At 73.4% G+C, this 14,608-nt stretch carries 15 protein-coding genes; 8 read left to right on the top strand and 7 right to left on the bottom strand.

Annotated elements, in window-relative coordinates:
• On the top strand, nt 1-1,400 hold a 1,400-nt coding region (locus AOK00_RS05625), incomplete at its 5' end, for a GH1 family beta-glucosidase (protein ID WP_055599203.1).
• Between the two features lie 22 nt (nt 1,401-1,422).
• Here the strand turns inward: AOK00_RS05625 and AOK00_RS05620 are convergent.
• From AOK00_RS05620 to AOK00_RS05610, 3 genes are all read right to left on the bottom strand, one after another.
• On the bottom strand, nt 1,423-2,187 hold the full coding sequence (locus AOK00_RS05620; RefSeq protein ID WP_159041686.1) for a hypothetical protein: 765 nt from the start codon (nt 2,185-2,187) through the stop codon (nt 1,423-1,425).
• Nucleotides 2,188-2,361: 174 nt separating this feature from the next.
• Nucleotides 2,362-3,732: a carbohydrate-binding protein gene (locus tag AOK00_RS05615; protein WP_055599201.1), complete on the bottom strand. Its 1,371-nt coding sequence runs from the start codon at nt 3,730-3,732 to the stop codon at nt 2,362-2,364.
• A 135-nt stretch (nt 3,733-3,867) separates the two neighbouring features.
• Nucleotides 3,868-4,806: a LysR family transcriptional regulator gene (locus AOK00_RS05610; protein WP_055599200.1), complete on the bottom strand. Its 939-nt coding sequence runs from the start codon at nt 4,804-4,806 to the stop codon at nt 3,868-3,870.
• A gap of 230 nt (nt 4,807-5,036) precedes the next feature.
• Between AOK00_RS05610 and AOK00_RS05605 the strand changes: the two genes are divergently transcribed.
• Both AOK00_RS05605 and AOK00_RS05600 read left to right on the top strand, forming a co-directional pair.
• Nucleotides 5,037-5,702 (top strand): GOLPH3/VPS74 family protein, encoded by a 666-nt coding sequence (locus AOK00_RS05605; RefSeq protein ID WP_055599199.1) that lies wholly within the window; start codon nt 5,037-5,039, stop codon nt 5,700-5,702.
• Between the two features lie 259 nt (nt 5,703-5,961).
• The gene (locus tag AOK00_RS05600) at nt 5,962-7,299 is read left to right on the top strand and encodes a hypothetical protein (RefSeq protein ID WP_055599198.1); all 1,338 of its coding nucleotides are present in this window, start codon (nt 5,962-5,964) and stop codon (nt 7,297-7,299) included.
• A gap of 61 nt (nt 7,300-7,360) precedes the next feature.
• Here the strand turns inward: AOK00_RS05600 and AOK00_RS05595 are convergent, their stop codons facing one another.
• Nucleotides 7,361-8,290: a DUF4232 domain-containing protein gene (locus AOK00_RS05595; protein WP_055599197.1), complete on the bottom strand. Its 930-nt coding sequence runs from the start codon at nt 8,288-8,290 to the stop codon at nt 7,361-7,363.
• A 134-nt stretch (nt 8,291-8,424) separates the two neighbouring features.
• Here AOK00_RS05595 and AOK00_RS40005 point away from each other — a divergent pair, with 134 nt between their 5' ends.
• Complete coding sequence (locus tag AOK00_RS40005; RefSeq protein ID WP_254047250.1) at nt 8,425-8,916, top strand: hypothetical protein; 492 nt, start codon at nt 8,425-8,427, stop codon at nt 8,914-8,916.
• A 445-nt stretch (nt 8,917-9,361) separates the two neighbouring features.
• Here AOK00_RS40005 and AOK00_RS05585 read toward each other — a convergent pair whose 3' ends face one another.
• From AOK00_RS05585 to AOK00_RS05575, 3 genes are all read right to left on the bottom strand, one after another.
• Entirely contained in the window at nt 9,362-9,814 is a 453-nt protein-coding gene (locus tag AOK00_RS05585; RefSeq protein ID WP_055599196.1) for a MarR family winged helix-turn-helix transcriptional regulator, read from the bottom strand.
• Entirely contained in the window at nt 9,811-10,293 is a 483-nt protein-coding gene (locus AOK00_RS05580; protein WP_055599195.1) for a MarR family winged helix-turn-helix transcriptional regulator, read from the bottom strand. Before AOK00_RS05580 ends, AOK00_RS05585 begins: the two co-directional genes overlap by 4 nt.
• 83 nt (nt 10,294-10,376) lie before the next feature.
• Nucleotides 10,377-11,099, bottom strand: a complete 723-nt coding sequence (locus AOK00_RS05575) for a TetR/AcrR family transcriptional regulator (protein WP_055599194.1) — start codon at nt 11,097-11,099, stop codon at nt 10,377-10,379.
• Between the two features lie 94 nt (nt 11,100-11,193).
• On the opposite strand from AOK00_RS05575, the gene AOK00_RS05570 reads away from it, so the two are divergent.
• The 4 genes from AOK00_RS05570 to AOK00_RS05555 all read left to right on the top strand — a co-directional run bounded on the left by AOK00_RS05570 (nt 11,194) and on the right by AOK00_RS05555 (nt 14,594).
• Nucleotides 11,194-12,828 (top strand): amidohydrolase, encoded by a 1,635-nt coding sequence (locus tag AOK00_RS05570; RefSeq protein ID WP_055599193.1) that lies wholly within the window; start codon nt 11,194-11,196, stop codon nt 12,826-12,828.
• A gap of 228 nt (nt 12,829-13,056) precedes the next feature.
• Entirely contained in the window at nt 13,057-13,356 is a 300-nt protein-coding gene (locus AOK00_RS05565) for a hypothetical protein (protein WP_216822234.1), read from the top strand.
• A 167-nt stretch (nt 13,357-13,523) separates the two neighbouring features.
• Nucleotides 13,524-14,291 (top strand): GntR family transcriptional regulator, encoded by a 768-nt coding sequence (locus tag AOK00_RS05560; RefSeq protein ID WP_055599192.1) that lies wholly within the window; start codon nt 13,524-13,526, stop codon nt 14,289-14,291.
• A gap of 75 nt (nt 14,292-14,366) precedes the next feature.
• Entirely contained in the window at nt 14,367-14,594 is a 228-nt protein-coding gene (locus AOK00_RS05555) for a 4Fe-4S dicluster domain-containing protein (protein ID WP_030313017.1), read from the top strand.
• The last annotated feature ends 14 nt before the right edge of the window (nt 14,595-14,608 follow it).

Here is a 14,608-nt window from a genome sequence, read left to right as displayed (position 1 = left end):
CCGCGCTCGACGCCCGTACCGACACGACGACCGTCCTCCGCTTCCCCGAGGGCTTCCGCTGGGGCACCGCCACGGCCGCCTACCAGATCGAGGGGGCGGCGGGAGAGGACGGCCGCACCCCCTCCATCTGGGACACCTTCAGCCGAACGCCCGGCAAGGTGCGCAACGGCGACACCGGTGACATCGCCGCCGACCACTACCACCGCGTCGACGAGGACGTCGAGTTGATGCGGCGGCTCGGCGTGACCGACTACCGCTTCTCGATCGCCTGGCCCCGGGTGCAGCCCACCGGGCGCGGCCCCGCCGTGCGCAAGGGCCTGGACTTCTACCGACGGCTCGTCGACCGTCTCCTCGACGCCGGGATCCGCCCGGTGGCGACGCTCTACCACTGGGACCTCCCGCAGGAGCTGGAGGACGCCGGCGGCTGGCCGCAGCGGGACACCGCGTACCGGTTCGCCGAGTACGCGGCCATCATGGCGGACGCCCTCGGCGACCGGGTGGCGACCTGGACCACGCTCAACGAGCCCTGGTGCGCCGCCTTCCTCGGCTACGGCAACGGCGTGCACGCCCCGGGCCGCACCAGCGCCCTCGCCTCGCTCCGCGCCGCCCACCACCTGAACCTGGCGCACGGGCTCGCGGCGCGCACCCTGCGCGGGGCGCTGCCCGGCGCGTCCGAGGTGTCACTGACCCTCAACCTCCACGCGGTACGGCCCTGCTCGCGGGCGCCGGAGGATCTGGACGCGGCGCGCCGGATCGACGCGGTCGGCAACCGCATCTTCCTCGACCCCGTCTTCCACGGACGGCTGCCGGAGGACCTGGTCCGCGACACCGCGCCGGTCACGGACTGGTCCTTCGTACGGGACGGCGATCTGGCGGCGGCGGCCGCGCCGATCGACTCGCTCGGCATCAACTACTACTCCCCCTCGGTCGTCGGGGCGGGCAGCTCGGAGTCGCCCTCTCCGTGGGCGGGCGCGGAGCGGCACGTCCGGTTCGAGCCGGCCCCGGGCCCGCGGACGGCGATGGACTGGCCGGTGGACGCGGACGGGCTGCACGAGCTGCTGATCCGGCTGCGGGACGAGCTGCCGGGCGTACCGCTGGTGATCACCGAGAACGGTGCGGCGTACGACGACTACGCCGATCCCTCGGGCAACGTGAAGGACCCGGAGCGGGTGGCGTACCTCCACGCGCATCTGGCGGCCGTGCACCGCGCGCTCGCGGACGGGGCGGATGTCCGGGGGTACTTCCTGTGGTCGCTCCTGGACAACTTCGAGTGGGCGTACGGCTACAGCAAGCGGTTCGGCATCGTGCACGTGGACTTCGCGACGCAGCGGCGGACGCTGAAGGACAGCGCCCGCTGGTACGCGGAGGTCATCGCGCGCGGGGGCCTGGCTGAGGCCTGACGGGCGGCCCGGGCCCGACCGGCTACTTCCGCAGCGCGCCGGCGACGAAGGCCCGGGTCCACGGGACGGCCGAGGCGATGGGGATGTACTCCGCGTCCGCCGGGAAGAAGTCCACGACGCCGGCGGCGCCGTAGTTCGCCCAGAAGCAGGTGGTCATCGGGAAGGTGTCGGTGACGTTCTGCCGGCACTTCACGACGAGGGCGCCGCTCGTGAAGGTCCGGGGCTCGCCGGTGAAGTCGCGGCCGTAGTCCGTGGCGAGGGCCACGGACCCGTCGAAGATCCTGTTCAGCGCGGCGGTGGGGTCGGGCACGTTCTCGTACAGGTTGGTCCTGGCGGTGAACATGGGCGCCGACGCCGACATCGTGCCCTTGCGGAGGACGTTGCGGGGGCTGCCGAAGCAGGACACCTCGTCGGCGGTGTCCTGGCTGTCGCCCTCGATCTCCTTGAGGCCGTCGTCACCGGTGACGATCATGTCGAGGTCGCTGCCGTAGTGGAAGCCGCCGTCGCCCTCGTCGCAGACGAGGCCTTCCAGTTCCGGGACGGCGATGGCCGTGTAGCGGGTGCCGGGGTCGGCGGCGAGCTTCTCGACGGCCGGGGCGGCCCCGCCCTCTCCGCCGCCGGTGGCCGGGCCTCCGCCGGAGGGCTGTCCCGCCGACGCCTTCCCGGCCGGGGGCCGCTCCGTCGATGCCTTGGCGTCCACGGGATCGGTGGAGCCGCAGCCCGTCAGCGTCACCGCCACGGACGAGGCGAGAACCACCGAAGCCACCACTGCCCGAAACCTGCTCATGTGCCGACTCCCCCGCGAGGCGCACGTGCCGTTCCGCGGACGGCACCCTGTAGTTGACCGAGATCGTTGACCACGGTTGTTGATCAAGATCGCGGTGATCCTACGACGTACGCGAGGGGGTGCCGCGCCACCCCCCTCGGGTACGCGGCACCCCCGGTCACTGTTCGGCCGGCGTCACAGGCTCTGCCACAGCGCCGGGACGTTCGGCGGCTGCCAGCCCGCCTGGGCCTGGTGGCCCTGGAGGCAGCGGTAGCTCGCACCGCCGTACGTGACCACGTCACCGGCCGCGTAGACCTTTCCGGCCGCCCAGGTGCCGCCCGGCTCCGGCTCGCCCGGACCCGGCCCCGGACCGGTGCCGGTGGTCTTCAGCGTGAGCCCGTAGTTCTGGAGCAACGGGTTCAGTGGCTGGAAGAAGGTGGTGCCGCCGCTGGAGCAGTTCCCGGAGCCGCCGGACGTGACGCCCTGGGCCTGGCTGCCGGAGATGTACGAGCCTCCGGAGTCGCCGGGCTCGGCGCACACGGTCGTACGGGTCACCCCGGAGATGGTGCCCTCGGGGTAGGTGACGCTCGTGTTGTGCTGCTGCACGGTTCCGCAGTGCCAGCCGGTGGTCGAGCCGGAGCGGCACACGGAGGAGCCGACGGGCTGCAGCACGGAGCCGGTCACCTGGACGTTCGCGCCGCCGGAGCCCTTGACGTACGGGGTGGAGGTCCAGTTGGTGTTGGCGGCGACCCAGGCCATGTCGTTGCCGGGGAAGACCGAGCCCTGGAAGCTGCCCTGCGCCACCTGGTTGAACCCGCTGGTGGTGGTGCCCGCCCGGCCGCAGTGACCGGCGGTGGCGAAGCCCTGGGTGGTGCCCCGCGTCACCGCGAAGCCGACCGAGCAGCGGCCGCCGCCGCCCATGTAGTACGCGTCGCCGCCCCGGATGTCGTACAGCGGGCGGGGAGCCTGACCGGTGGGGACGACCCGGACCAGCTCGCGCGGCACGCCGGTCGCCTTCACGAGCCGCGCCCCCGCGCCCGACCGGGTCTCCTCGACGACCAGGACGTTGGCGCGGACGTCGACGTAGCGCACGGGGGCGTCGGTGCCGGCGGACCGGTCGAGACGCTGCTTGGCGCGTTCCAGGGCGGTCAGACTGTGCGTCACGAGCCGGGCCCGCGCGCCCGTGGCCCGGATCGCGGTGGTGTCGGCGGCGCGGGTGGTGGCCACGGTCAGGGTGCCGGCCTCGGCGCCGTCCACCCACGCACCGGCGAAGGCAGCGCCGAGGCCCTGGCGGAGCCGGGCGGCGGTGGCGCCTGCCTCGGCCTCGTTGGCGAGGCGGGTCAGGGCCTGGGAGTGGGTGAGTCCCAGGTCGCGCCGCATGGCGTCGAGCAGCTCGGGCCGGGCGGAGTCGGCGCCGAGCGCCTGGGCGGCGGTCCTGAGGGTCGGGGCGCGGTGCGGCTCCCGGGCGTCGGGGGCCGCGGCGGCGGAACCGGCCTGGAGTCCGGCCAGCGCCATTCCGGCGGCGGCGAGGGCGGTACACGCCGCGCGGGCGTGTCGTCGGAGCATGGGGAGTCTCCTCGGTTCTCGGATCGCGGTTCGGGGATCTCGGATCCCGGCCCCGGATCTCGGTGGGGGATCTGCTGGAACCGTAGGGATCCGCAACGAGGAGGCGGCAGCTGCCGGTTGGCCCCTGCCATGGCGTTATGCCCGGGGTGCCACCCCCGTGTGCACCCGCCCCGCGCTGGTCGCCAGCGCCTCGGCGTGGGCGGCCCGGGTGTGGCGCAGGACGGTGGCGGACCGGGAGGCCGCGCGCCCCTCGGGATGCCAGCCGAGCAGGTGCCGCCACATGAGCGGGGCGCCCGTGAGGGGACGGGTGACGAGGCCCGGGGTCACGGGGAAGGTTGCCCGGCACAGTCCGACGGCCCGGCCGACCTGCACCAGATGGACGCATGAGGCGGTGTCCGTCTCGTACACACAGGCCGGGGTGAACCCGGCCCGTACGCAGGCGGCCGCGAAACAGTCGCCGAAGCAGCCGTCGCCCGGCACGTCGGTCCAGGCCTCCGCCGCGAGTTCGGCCAGGTCGATCTCGGCGCGGGGTGCCAGCGGATGGTCGGCGGCCAGCATCACGTACACCGGGTCGCGGGCGACCTCCGTCCAGGCCAGTCGTCCCGCCCCGGGCGGACCGCTCTCGCCGCAGACCCCGACGAGGGCGAAGTCGAGGCGGCCGTCGGCGACCCCGCCTGCGATCTCGCGCTCCGACCACGAGATGTACGTGCTGACAGGGGCGCCGGGGTCGTCGCGCGCGATCCGGTCGACCAGGCCGCCGAGCAGCGGCCCGTGGGTGCCGCCGAGCCGGTAACCCTCCGCCCCGGCCCGGGCGAACCGCACCGCCTCCTCCTGCAGCTCGCAGACGGCGGGCAGCACCACCCGTGCCCGTTCGAGCACCAGGTCACCGAGCGCCGTGGCCCGTACGCCCTCCCGCCCGCGCTCGAACAGGGCGCCGCCCAGGGCCCGTTCGATCCGCTTGAGCTGAGCACTCAGCGCCGGCTGGGCGAGCCCGAGCGCGGTCGCCGCGCGTGTGAGGCTCCCCGCGTCGGCGATGGCCCGGATCGTCTTGAGGTGTCTCAGCTCCAAGTCCATAGCGAGAGCTTGACGCGCAGACCCGCTGCGGTCCAGACCAAAGCGCGACCCGAATTCCGCCGTGCCCGCGGAACGGCGCAGGTCACAGCGGCCGGCGGCCCGTCGGCGGGAACCGCACCGGTGTTCCACTCGTCCTCAGGGGCGAAGGGTGCCGGGGGACGGTCCACCGTCTCGTGGCGCCGCACACGCGCGCATGCGGAAGGTCGCATGCGGAAGGTAGGGGGTACGCGGTGGCGGTCACGCTCGCGGAGGAGATCATGCTGCTGTCCCTGGACGATGTGTCCGGGGTCGCGAAGGAGCGGCAGTCCGCCGCATGGGCGGTCGCGGGCGGCATCCTGCTCGATCTCGTGCTGGCGGGGCGTGTGTCGGTCGACGACGGACGGCTGCGGGTGACGGACGCGACGCCCACCGAGGTGCCGCTGCTCGACGAGCGGCTGCGGCAGGTCGACGCGTGGTGCGCGAAGAAGGGCAGGGCCCCGAAGGTCACCGAGTGGCTGACGAAGGACCACACCAAGGCCGTGAAGGCCACGGTCGAGAGCCTCCGCGAGCGCGGCCTGGTCCGTGAGGAGCGGCAGCGGGTGATGGGCCTCTTCCCCGTCTCCCGCTACCCGGAGGCGGACGGATCCGTCGAACGCGAGCTGAGGGCCAGGCTGCAGAAGGTCCTCGCCACCGGGCCGACCCACAGCGCCCGCACCACGGGCCTCCTCGCCCTCATCCACGGGGCCAGGCTCCACCGCCTCGCGTTCCCCGACATACCCCGCAAGGAGGTCGCGGCCCGCCTGGAGGAGCTCACGGCCGGCCAGTGGGCGGCGGAGGGCGTACGCCGGGCGATCCGGGACATGCAGGCCGCGATGCTCGCGATCACGGCGGCCACGATGGTGACGGTCACCAGCTGAACGGGCGCGCAGGGCGTTGTTCGACGCGGAACGCGGAGCGGACCGGAGCAGGCCCCCACGGCCCGCCCCGGTCCGCCACCACTCTCCCTCCCGCCGCTCACGTCTCACTCACGTTCCGCTAACGCGGGCGGGGCGGGTGCCGTCCGCCGTGCGCCGCAGGCAGAGCGCGGTGCCCCAGGTGGTCCGCGCCGTGCCGCGCGGTAGTCTGCTCGCCTTTCCGATCACGTACCCGATTCCTTCAGGGAAGCGAGCGACGCAGATGACCGATCTGAGCCGGACATACGTGGACGAGTGCCTGGGCGGGAACCGCGGGCTCGCCGAGGCCGTGGCGCGGGCCGGACTGCCGCCGGCCTTCGAGGAGGCGTGGCGTGCCCATCTGCTGCCCCGCCCCTGGTTCGTAAGGGCCCCGGAGACGGCTGCCTTCGCGCGGGACCTGGAGGGACTCTTCGAGCTTCTCGTGTCCCTGCCGCTCCGGCTCTTCGACGGGGACGTCGACCGGTACGCGGCGGAGGTCGGGATCGATCCCCCGCTCGCCGCCCTGCTCCGCCGGGGCGGCTCCGGCGCCCCGGCCAAGTTCGGCCGGGCCGACGCCTATCACGACGGCACCGGGTACAAGCTGCTGGAGTTCAACCTCGGCAGCGAGGTCGGCGGTGTGGACATGGCCGTGTTCAACCAAGGGCTGCTGCGCGTGCCCGAATTCGCGGACTTCGCGCGTGTGCACCGGCTCGACCACGTGGACATCGCCGCGCGGACGGCCGCCGTCCTGCGCGACCGCGCCAAGCCGGCGCTTTCCGGGGGCGGGGACCCGGTGGTCGGGCTGATCGAGGGGCGCGGCGGCGTCGCCCCGTACGGCAGGCTGATGCGGGCCACCGTCGAGGCGATGGCCGAGCAGGGCATCGACGTGCGGATCGGGGAGATCGGCGACGTGCGCACCCGGTCCGACGGCAAACTCACCCTGGCCGGCACCCCGCTGGACCTGGTCCTGCGGAACTTCGCGGCGACTCAACTCCTCGAAGACCCGGCGGGTCCCGACGTGGCGGAACCGTTCTTCCGCGCCCACCGGGCCGGCCGGACCATCCTGTTCACGTCGCTGGAGAGCGGCTTCTACTCGAACAAGAGCGCCCTCGCGCTGCTCACCGACCCGTGCCGACGCGGGTCGTTCGACGCCGACGAGCGGGCCCTCGTCGACCGGGTCCTGCCGTGGAGCCGCACGCTGCACGCCTCCGTTCCCGCCGAGCTTGTCGACCTCTGCCGGGAGCGGCGGGAACGGCTCATCCTCAAGCCGGGGGCCGGGTACGGCGGGCTGGACACCTTCGTCGGCTGGGAGTGCACGGACGCGGAGTGGGACAAGGCGGTGCGCGTCGCCGTCGAGCGGGGCGGTTACGTGGCACAGGAGCGGGTCGTACCGCGCCCGGAGCCGGTGTACGACCCCGCGACCGGCGAAGTCGACGACTGGATCGCGGCGCTCGGCGTCTTCCTCACCGACGAGGGGTACGCGGGCACGCACGCGCGTGCCAACCGCGCCGACGGGGGCGCGATCGTCGGGATGAGCAGCAACCCGGACACCCGGATGGTGGGCGTGTTCTCCCACCCGTGACGCGCGGAGGGGGTCCGGCGGGTCGGCGTGACCGGCTCGCCTCACCCTCCGGTTCCCGGCCCTACTCCTCGTCCTTCTTCCAGGGGCCGACGCCGAGCCTGCCCGTCGTGCCGAGGTCGAGCTCGGGGATCACGGTCACCGGGTCGGCGCCGGGCTTCGCCCACACGCGCGCGTAGGGGGCGTTCACGGGACCGTCGACCGACCCTTCGACGGTGTTGCGCCAGACGAGACCGGCGTGGGCCCGCTCGCCGGGCCGCAGTTCGATCGGCCGCGGGGGCCCGTCCGCGCCGGTGCCTGCGGCGATGGCTTCGCCGCCCTGGACGATCGAGACGCCTGCGACGCGGTCGTGGTCCTCGTCGCGGATCTCGATACGGGGGTAGCCGTCGAGCCGGTACGGGCGGGTGCCGCAGTTCTCCAGGTGGAGGCCGACGACGCGCAGCCCCATGGCGGCGTCGCCGTCGTCGGCGTACACGCGCACGCCGGTGGGCGGGCAGGTCCCGCCCGCGCTCGGCGCCTCCGCGGTCGGAAAGCCGCGCACCTTCACGATCTTCGCGGTCGTCTTGCCGACGGCGTCCGGGGGAAGGTCGGAGGCGGTGACGGTACGCCTGACCGTGCGGCCGGGGGCGACGGTCTCGACGGTGTCCTCGACGTTGCCGAGCGCCTGTCCCGATTCCGACCGGAAGCCCACGGTGACGACGTAGGTGAAGGGCTGGGTCTCGCGGTTGGTGAGGGTGTAGGCCACGCAGGGGCGGGCGGAGCTGCCGGAGTCGGCTCCGCCGCCGGTCCCGATGATGGTGACGCCGTCCTGGTCCGGTGCGCCGGATGCCGTGGGTACTCCGGCGCTCGCGGAGGGATTCGATCCGGGCCCGCACGCGGGTGGTGTGGCGGTGCCGGAGGCCTCCGGCCCGCGCTGCTCGGTACCGCAGGCGGTGAGCAGGAGGAGCCCCATGACGGCGGGGAAGGTCGAGCCGTTGAGGCGAGTGCGACGCATGGGGTGAGTTGATCAGAACCGGCGCCGTCCCGCCATGGCGGACGTCACCCTGCCCGCGCCTGCCGGCACCTGCCCGCGTCAGGCGCGCGAAAAGGCGTGTCGCCGCCGGTGGTCGCTCGCCTAGCCTCCGACCCATGCGCCAGCACGAGATCCGGCACCGGCACCGGCACCCAGGACGCGACCGGCGTCCGGCCCGCAGCACCACAGGATCGGCCACGGCCCAGCAGCCGCTGTCGGGCCCGCCGTCGGTCGACGGTGCTCGTGTCGTGCTCGTCGGCTACTTCTCCGCGAAGGAGAGGAACTTCGGCGCGCTCATGGACTCGGCCGCGGTGGACCTTGCCGCACGCGGCGCGCGGATCGTGGGCCGGTTCGTCCAGCGGCGCGGCGTCTCTGACGGCGGGGTCGCGAAAATGGGCCTGCCGTTCTCGTCGCGGACGCTGCTGCGTTCCGGCAAGGTCCGCGAGGTGGCCGCGGCGTGCGAGGAGGCCCGTGCCGACGCGGCGGTGTTCGTGGCACCGCTGACGGAACCGCAGCGACGCGCGCTGACGGTACTGCTCGGATGCCCCACCCTGAGTCTCGTCGAGGCCCTGGACGCGGACCGGCCACCCGGCGGGACCCTGGGATAGCCTCTCGGTCGATGGCGCTGCCGCACAGGTGTCCCCCACTTCCCACGTATGAATCCAACGGGGTCACGAGACCGTCGACGCCGATTGCTGGGAGGACAGCGGCGAGGCCTGGGTGCACGCCGAGCGGACGTACGCGTTCCGCGGCTCCAGGGAACAAGTGACACGGCACTACAGGTCGGTGGCGGAGCGCGAAGGCCGGCAGTGGAAGCGGAACCCGGATCCGGCGCCGGGTCAGTCCGACGATCTCTGCTTCGTCCGCGACGAGGACGTGACGGTACTGGGTCTTCACTTCCTCGCACCCGAACGCCTCACCTTCGAGGGCCGTGCCCCCGATCCGGCCCTCACCGTCGGCTCCGGCTACGTGATCCAGGCCATGGCCTCCGCCGACGGCACCGTGACCGGCTGCCCGCTCCAGGGGGCGGACGGGCAGCCGCCGTACGGAGCCTCAGGCACCGGCGGCCGACTCGGCGTTGGCGCGATCGGTGATCAGGGTCAGCACCCGGCCCACGACCATCAGGTCCTCGTCCGGGATGCCGGCGTACAGTCGGGCGGAGATCTCGGCGGATTCGGCCGAGGTGACCTCGTACAACTCCCGTCCGGTGTCCGTGAGTCGTACCCGGTCCGGCTCCGCCGGGTCCGTCTCCAGCACCTTCGTGGCCGTCAGCTCCTCGATCACGCCGGACACGACCGACGCGTCGATCTTCAGGGAACCGGTGACGTCGCCGACGAGCGCGTCACGGCCGACGGACTCGCCCGCGGCCACGACGGCTCGGAGGGTGACGCTCTGGTGGAACGTCATGCCGTGACGGGTCAGGACGCCCTCCAGGAGGGCTCGTGCCGCGTGGTGCGCCAGGGCGAGGACCCGGCCGTTGGCGCGGGGGGCGGTGGTGGTGGTCATGAGTGCTCCTCGTCGTTCTCGGTGTGCGGATCAAGAGGTGCGTCGAGCAGGATCGCCAGCTCGCGGGTGAACTCCCGGGTACGCGGGCCGGTCCGGCCCCCGAGCGGTGCGAGCAACTGGTCCAGGAGGCCCTGGACGACCGTGACCGCCCGGCGGGTGACGTCGAGCCCCTGCTCGGTGAGCGACAGCTGCATGGCGCGCGGGTCGTCCGGGTCGCGGGTGCGATCCAGGAGTCCGGACGCCTCCAGGGCCCGGGCGAGCTTGGAGACGTACAACGGCTCCATCCCCGTCCGGTCGGCCAGCGCGCGCTGACTGGGCCGCAGTCCGGAGCGCGACATGCCGTACAACGACGCCATCACCACGTACTGGGCATGGGTCAGGCCCAGCGGGGCGACCGCCCGGTCGACGGCCACGCGCCACTTCATCGACAGGCGCCAGACGAGAAATCCCGCCGATGCGCCGTTGGTTGCTGAACTCACCCTGAATACAGTACATGGCTACTATGTACATGGCTACTATTTTCCGGAGCGTGCCCCAGGGCGGACGGCAGTGGCCCGCGGGCCTACTCGCCGACGGGCGCGGCCTGGGCGCGGGGGTGGAGCGTCGCCGCCGCGGCGAGGAGGAGTTCAAGCGCGAAGGGGTATCCGCTGTCGCGCATGTCGGCGGCGAGCAGCGGGAACGTGGCCGCGATGTGCGGGTGGGTACCGGGCGGCAGCCTGCCGTACACCTCGTGCCAGACCTCCGCCTCCTTCTCCCGCGCGGCGGGCGGCAGGGCGAGTGCCGCCGCGTCCTGGGCGGCGAAGGCGAGGGCCTGGTCGACGAAGGCGTGGTAGATCCGGACCGCGAGGTCGTCCGGGAAGCCGGCCGTACGCAGCACCGCGAGGATCCTCTCCACCACCCGGGTCTCGTGGGTGCGTCCCGTGGTCCGGTGCGCCGCGAGGAGCGCGGCCTGCGGATGGGCCTGGTACCGGGCGTGGAGGCGGAGCCCTATCGCGCGGAGGTCCGCGCGCCAGTCGCCGGTGGCCGTCCAGCCCTCCTGGGCCCTGCCGATGAGCTCGTCGGCGAGGGCGAGGAGCAGGGCGTCCGTGTTGCGGAAGTAGCGGTAGAGGGCGGTGGGGTCGGCGCCGAGCGCGGCGCCGAGTCTGCGCACGGAGAGTGCCGCCGCGCCGTGCTGCTCGACCAGCCGCAGCGCGGTCTCGACGATGAGGCGTTCCGAGAGCACGGCGCCCTGTTTGGTGGGGCGGCGACGCTGTCGGCTGCCTTCGGGAACCACACGTTCGACCATGCCCCGACCTTACGTCAACACCATTGACGTGCATACGGCGGTACGGATTGCATGACGTCGCCACCCCTCGTCGCACGTCCCCAGGAGCACCCCCATGACCTCGGCCGATCTGGTCTTCACCGGCGGACCCGTCTACACGGTCGACCCGGCCCGCACCCGGGCGAGCTCGCTCGCGGTCGTCGGCGACCGCGTCGTCGCCGTCGGCCACGACGAGGTGCGGGAACTCGTCGGCCCCCGGACCGAGGTCGTCGACCTGACCGGGAGGATGCTGCTCCCCGGTTTCCAGGACGCCCATGTCCACGCGGTGTTCGGCGGTTCGGAACTGGCCGAGTGCGACCTGACGGGCACGGTCGGCGTCCCGGAGTACCTCGGCCGGGTCCGGGCGTACGCCGACGCGCACCCCGAGCACGCGTGGATCACCGGCGGCGGCTGGTCGATGGAGAGCTTCGCGGGCGGACTGCCCACCCGGCAGCTGCTCGACTCCGTTGTCCCGGACCGGCCGGTCCTGCTGTCCAACCGGGACCACCACGGCGCCTGGGCCAACACGAAGGCCCTCGAACTCGCCGGGATCACCGCCGGCACCCCTGACCCCGCCGACGGGCGCATCGAGCGCGAGCCGGACGGCACACCGAGCGGCATGCTCCAGGAGGGTGCCACGACGCTGGTGACGCGTCTCGTGCCGGCGAGTACGCCGGCGGATCGCCTCGCGGGGCTCCTGCGTGCCCAGGAACTGCTGCACTCCCTCGGCATCACCGGCTGGCAGGACGCGCTCCTGGGCGCGTTCAGCGGCCGCGCCGACCCCTCGGACGCCTACGCGACCGCCGCCCGCGACGGCTCGCTCACCGCCCGGGTGACCGGGGCGCTCTGGTGGGACCGGCAGCGTGGATCCGAGCAGATACCCGAACTGGTGGCACGGCGGGAGAAGTTGAGCCACGGCCGCTTCCGGGCGACCTCGGTGAAGATCATGCAGGACGGCATCGCGGAGAACTTCACCGCCGCCATGACCTCCCCCTATCTCGACGCGTGCGGCTGCGCCACCGCCAACAGCGGACTCAGTTTCGTGGACCCCGGGGCACTGCGCGGGTACGTGACGGAGCTCGACGCCCTCGACTTCCAGGTGCACTTCCACGCCCTCGGCGACCGGGCCGTCCGCGAGGCCCTGGACGCGCTGGAAGCCGCGGTCGCCGCCAACGGACGCCGCGGCAACCGCCATCACCTCGCCCATCTCCAGGTCGTCCACCCGGACGACCTCCGCCGGTTCGCCGCGCTCGGCGCCCTGGCCAACATCCAGCCGCTCTGGGCGGCCCACGAGCCGCAGATGGACGAACTCACCATCCCGTTCCTCGGTCCCGAACGCACCGCCTGGCAGTACCCGTTCGGCGACCTGGTGCGGGCCGGTGCCACCCTCGCCGCGGGCAGCGACTGGCCGGTGAGCAGCCCCGACCCGCTCGCGGGGATCCACGTCGCCGTCAACCGCCGGGAGCCCGGCACCACCGACGACCGCGTCTTCCTGCCGGAACAGCGCCTCGATCCGCCCACGGCCCTCGCCGCGTACACCGCCGGCTCCGCCCACGCGAACGGCCACGACGACGCGGGCAGCCTGCGCCCCGGGAACCTCGCCGACCTGGTGGTCCTGGACCGCGACGTCCTGACCGGCCCGCCGGAGGAGATCGCCCAGGCCCGGGTGGAGCGCACCTACGTGGGCGGCCGTCTCGTGTACGCGCGCTGAGCGGGGCGGACCGGGGCCGGTCGCCGGTCTGTCGGTCCCGTGGACGCCCGAGCACCGACCGCATCGCCCGCTCCCCGCACGCGCGGGACTCCTCGGTGGGGCCGACCGGTTCGAAGCTGTGGTGGCCGTGCGGCACGTCGACGGTCTCGACGTCCGCCCCCGTTCCTCCCGGCGGCGGCCGAGGCGCGGCCCGCGCCGCCACTGCCGGACGGGGAGTACCGGCCGACCGTGCTGTGCGAGGGTCTGGCGGAGGCGTACGCCCTTGCCTCGGCGGAGCTGGGGGCCGGGCTTGCCCTGCGGGAGGGTGGCGCGCTGGACTGCTTCGTCGCCGCCTGCGCCCACGCGCGGGGAACGGTGGACTCCCCCGGCTTCCGGCGCGGGCTGCTCGCCCGGAGCGACGGGCCCGTGATCACCCGGTACTGGAAGCTCGCGACCGGCTTGTTCACCCCGGGCGAGCCGGTGATCGGCGCGCTCCACCACCATCTCTCCGTCGCCCTGCACGCCCAGGTCGGGGCCCGGGCCTGCTGACGCTTCCCGCATGGTGGGCAGGCGGGCGTCCACGTGGTGGGCGGCGGGGTGGCGGATGTCTGCACCCTTCCGGAATCGTCGCAGGTCAGAGCGGTGCACACGGGATGTCAGGTGGCGCAATACTGCCGCAACACCATCCGGCACAGCCCGCCGCTACGTTCTTTGCCATGCCCGTCGAACCCGCTTCCGCCGCCCGCCCCGTCGCCGCCGCCCGCCGTCTGCGGCTGCGTGCGGACCGGGCGCGGCAGCTCGCCGACCTGCTGCGCCATCAGATCCTGGCGGGCGGCTTCCCCGGCGGGATCCTTCCGCTGGAGGACGTGATCGCGGCCGACTACCGGGCCAGCCGGAACACCGTCCGGCAGGCCCTCGACCTGCTGCGCGGCGAGCAGATCGTCGAACGTCAGCCGGGGGTCGGCACGGTGGTGGTGTGCGAGAAGTACCCGCACGGCCTCGACCGGCTCCAGGGGCTCGCCGAGACGCTGCGCGAGCACGGGCAGGTCACCAACGAGGTCCGGACCATGGGGCCGGTCGGCGCGCCGGGGCCGGTGGCCCACCGGCTCGGGCTGCCGGAGCACTCCGACGTGCTCTGCATCGAGCGGCTGCGCCGGCTCAACGGGCTGCCGCTCTCCCTCGACCTGTCGTACCTCCCGATGGACATCGGCGGCGAACTCCTCGGCTGCGACCTGGAGAACACGGATGTGTTCCGGCTCCTGGAGCAGCTGACCGGCGGCCCGCTCGGGCACGCGGAGATCACCCTGGAGGCCGTCAACGCCGACGCGCACTCCGCCGCCGTGCTCCAGGCCCCACGCGGGGCCGCCGTCCTGATGCTGGAGCGGCTGACCTGTCTGCCCGACGGGCGGCCGGTGGACCTGGAGTTCATCCGGTTCCGCGGCGACCGCATCACCATGGGCGGCGTCCTGCGCCGCTCCCTCTGACCGACTCGCCTTCCCCCGGCCGCTTCGGCCTCTCCCGCTCCCCTCTTCCCGCCGACCACTTTCCTGGAGACAGCCATGCCTCTGGTCCCCCAGCGTGCCGACGTGCCCGTGACCATCGACGAGTCGAAGTGCATCGACGGGTGCACGCTCTGCGTCGACATGTGTCCGCTGGACTCGCTCGCGATCCGCGAGGAGGACGGCAAGGCGTACATGCACGTGGACGAGTGCTGGTACTGCGGCCCCTGCGCCGCCCGCTGCCCCACCGGCGCGGTCACCGTCAACATGCCCTATCTGCTCCGGTGAAAGGCCGAACACCC

It is taken from the genome of Streptomyces aureus (assembly GCF_001418135.1).
Taxonomy (GTDB): Bacteria; Actinomycetota; Actinomycetes; order Streptomycetales; family Streptomycetaceae; genus Streptomyces; species Streptomyces aureus_A.
Note: the sequence above shows the minus strand (reverse complement) of the source record. Positions and strands in the feature narration are given on the sequence as shown.

Coding starts and splice junctions, on each gene's coding strand:
- AOK00_RS05620 (WP_159041686.1), bottom strand. CDS start 2,187: ATGAGCAGGTTTCGGGCAGTGGTGGCTTCGGTGGTTCTCGCCTCGTCC.
- AOK00_RS05615 (WP_055599201.1), bottom strand. CDS start 3,732: ATGCTCCGACGACACGCCCGCGCGGCGTGTACCGCCCTCGCCGCCGCC.
- AOK00_RS05610 (WP_055599200.1), bottom strand. CDS start 4,806: ATGGACTTGGAGCTGAGACACCTCAAGACGATCCGGGCCATCGCCGAC.
- AOK00_RS05600 (WP_055599198.1), top strand. CDS start 5,962: ATGACCGATCTGAGCCGGACATACGTGGACGAGTGCCTGGGCGGGAAC.
- AOK00_RS05595 (WP_055599197.1), bottom strand. CDS start 8,290: ATGCGTCGCACTCGCCTCAACGGCTCGACCTTCCCCGCCGTCATGGGG.
- AOK00_RS40005 (WP_254047250.1), top strand. CDS start 8,425: ATGCGCCAGCACGAGATCCGGCACCGGCACCGGCACCCAGGACGCGAC.
- AOK00_RS05585 (WP_055599196.1), bottom strand. CDS start 9,814: ATGACCACCACCACCGCCCCCCGCGCCAACGGCCGGGTCCTCGCCCTG.
- AOK00_RS05575 (WP_055599194.1), bottom strand. CDS start 11,099: ATGGTCGAACGTGTGGTTCCCGAAGGCAGCCGACAGCGTCGCCGCCCC.
- AOK00_RS05570 (WP_055599193.1), top strand. CDS start 11,194: ATGACCTCGGCCGATCTGGTCTTCACCGGCGGACCCGTCTACACGGTC.
- AOK00_RS05560 (WP_055599192.1), top strand. CDS start 13,524: ATGCCCGTCGAACCCGCTTCCGCCGCCCGCCCCGTCGCCGCCGCCCGC.
- AOK00_RS05555 (WP_030313017.1), top strand. CDS start 14,367: ATGCCTCTGGTCCCCCAGCGTGCCGACGTGCCCGTGACCATCGACGAG.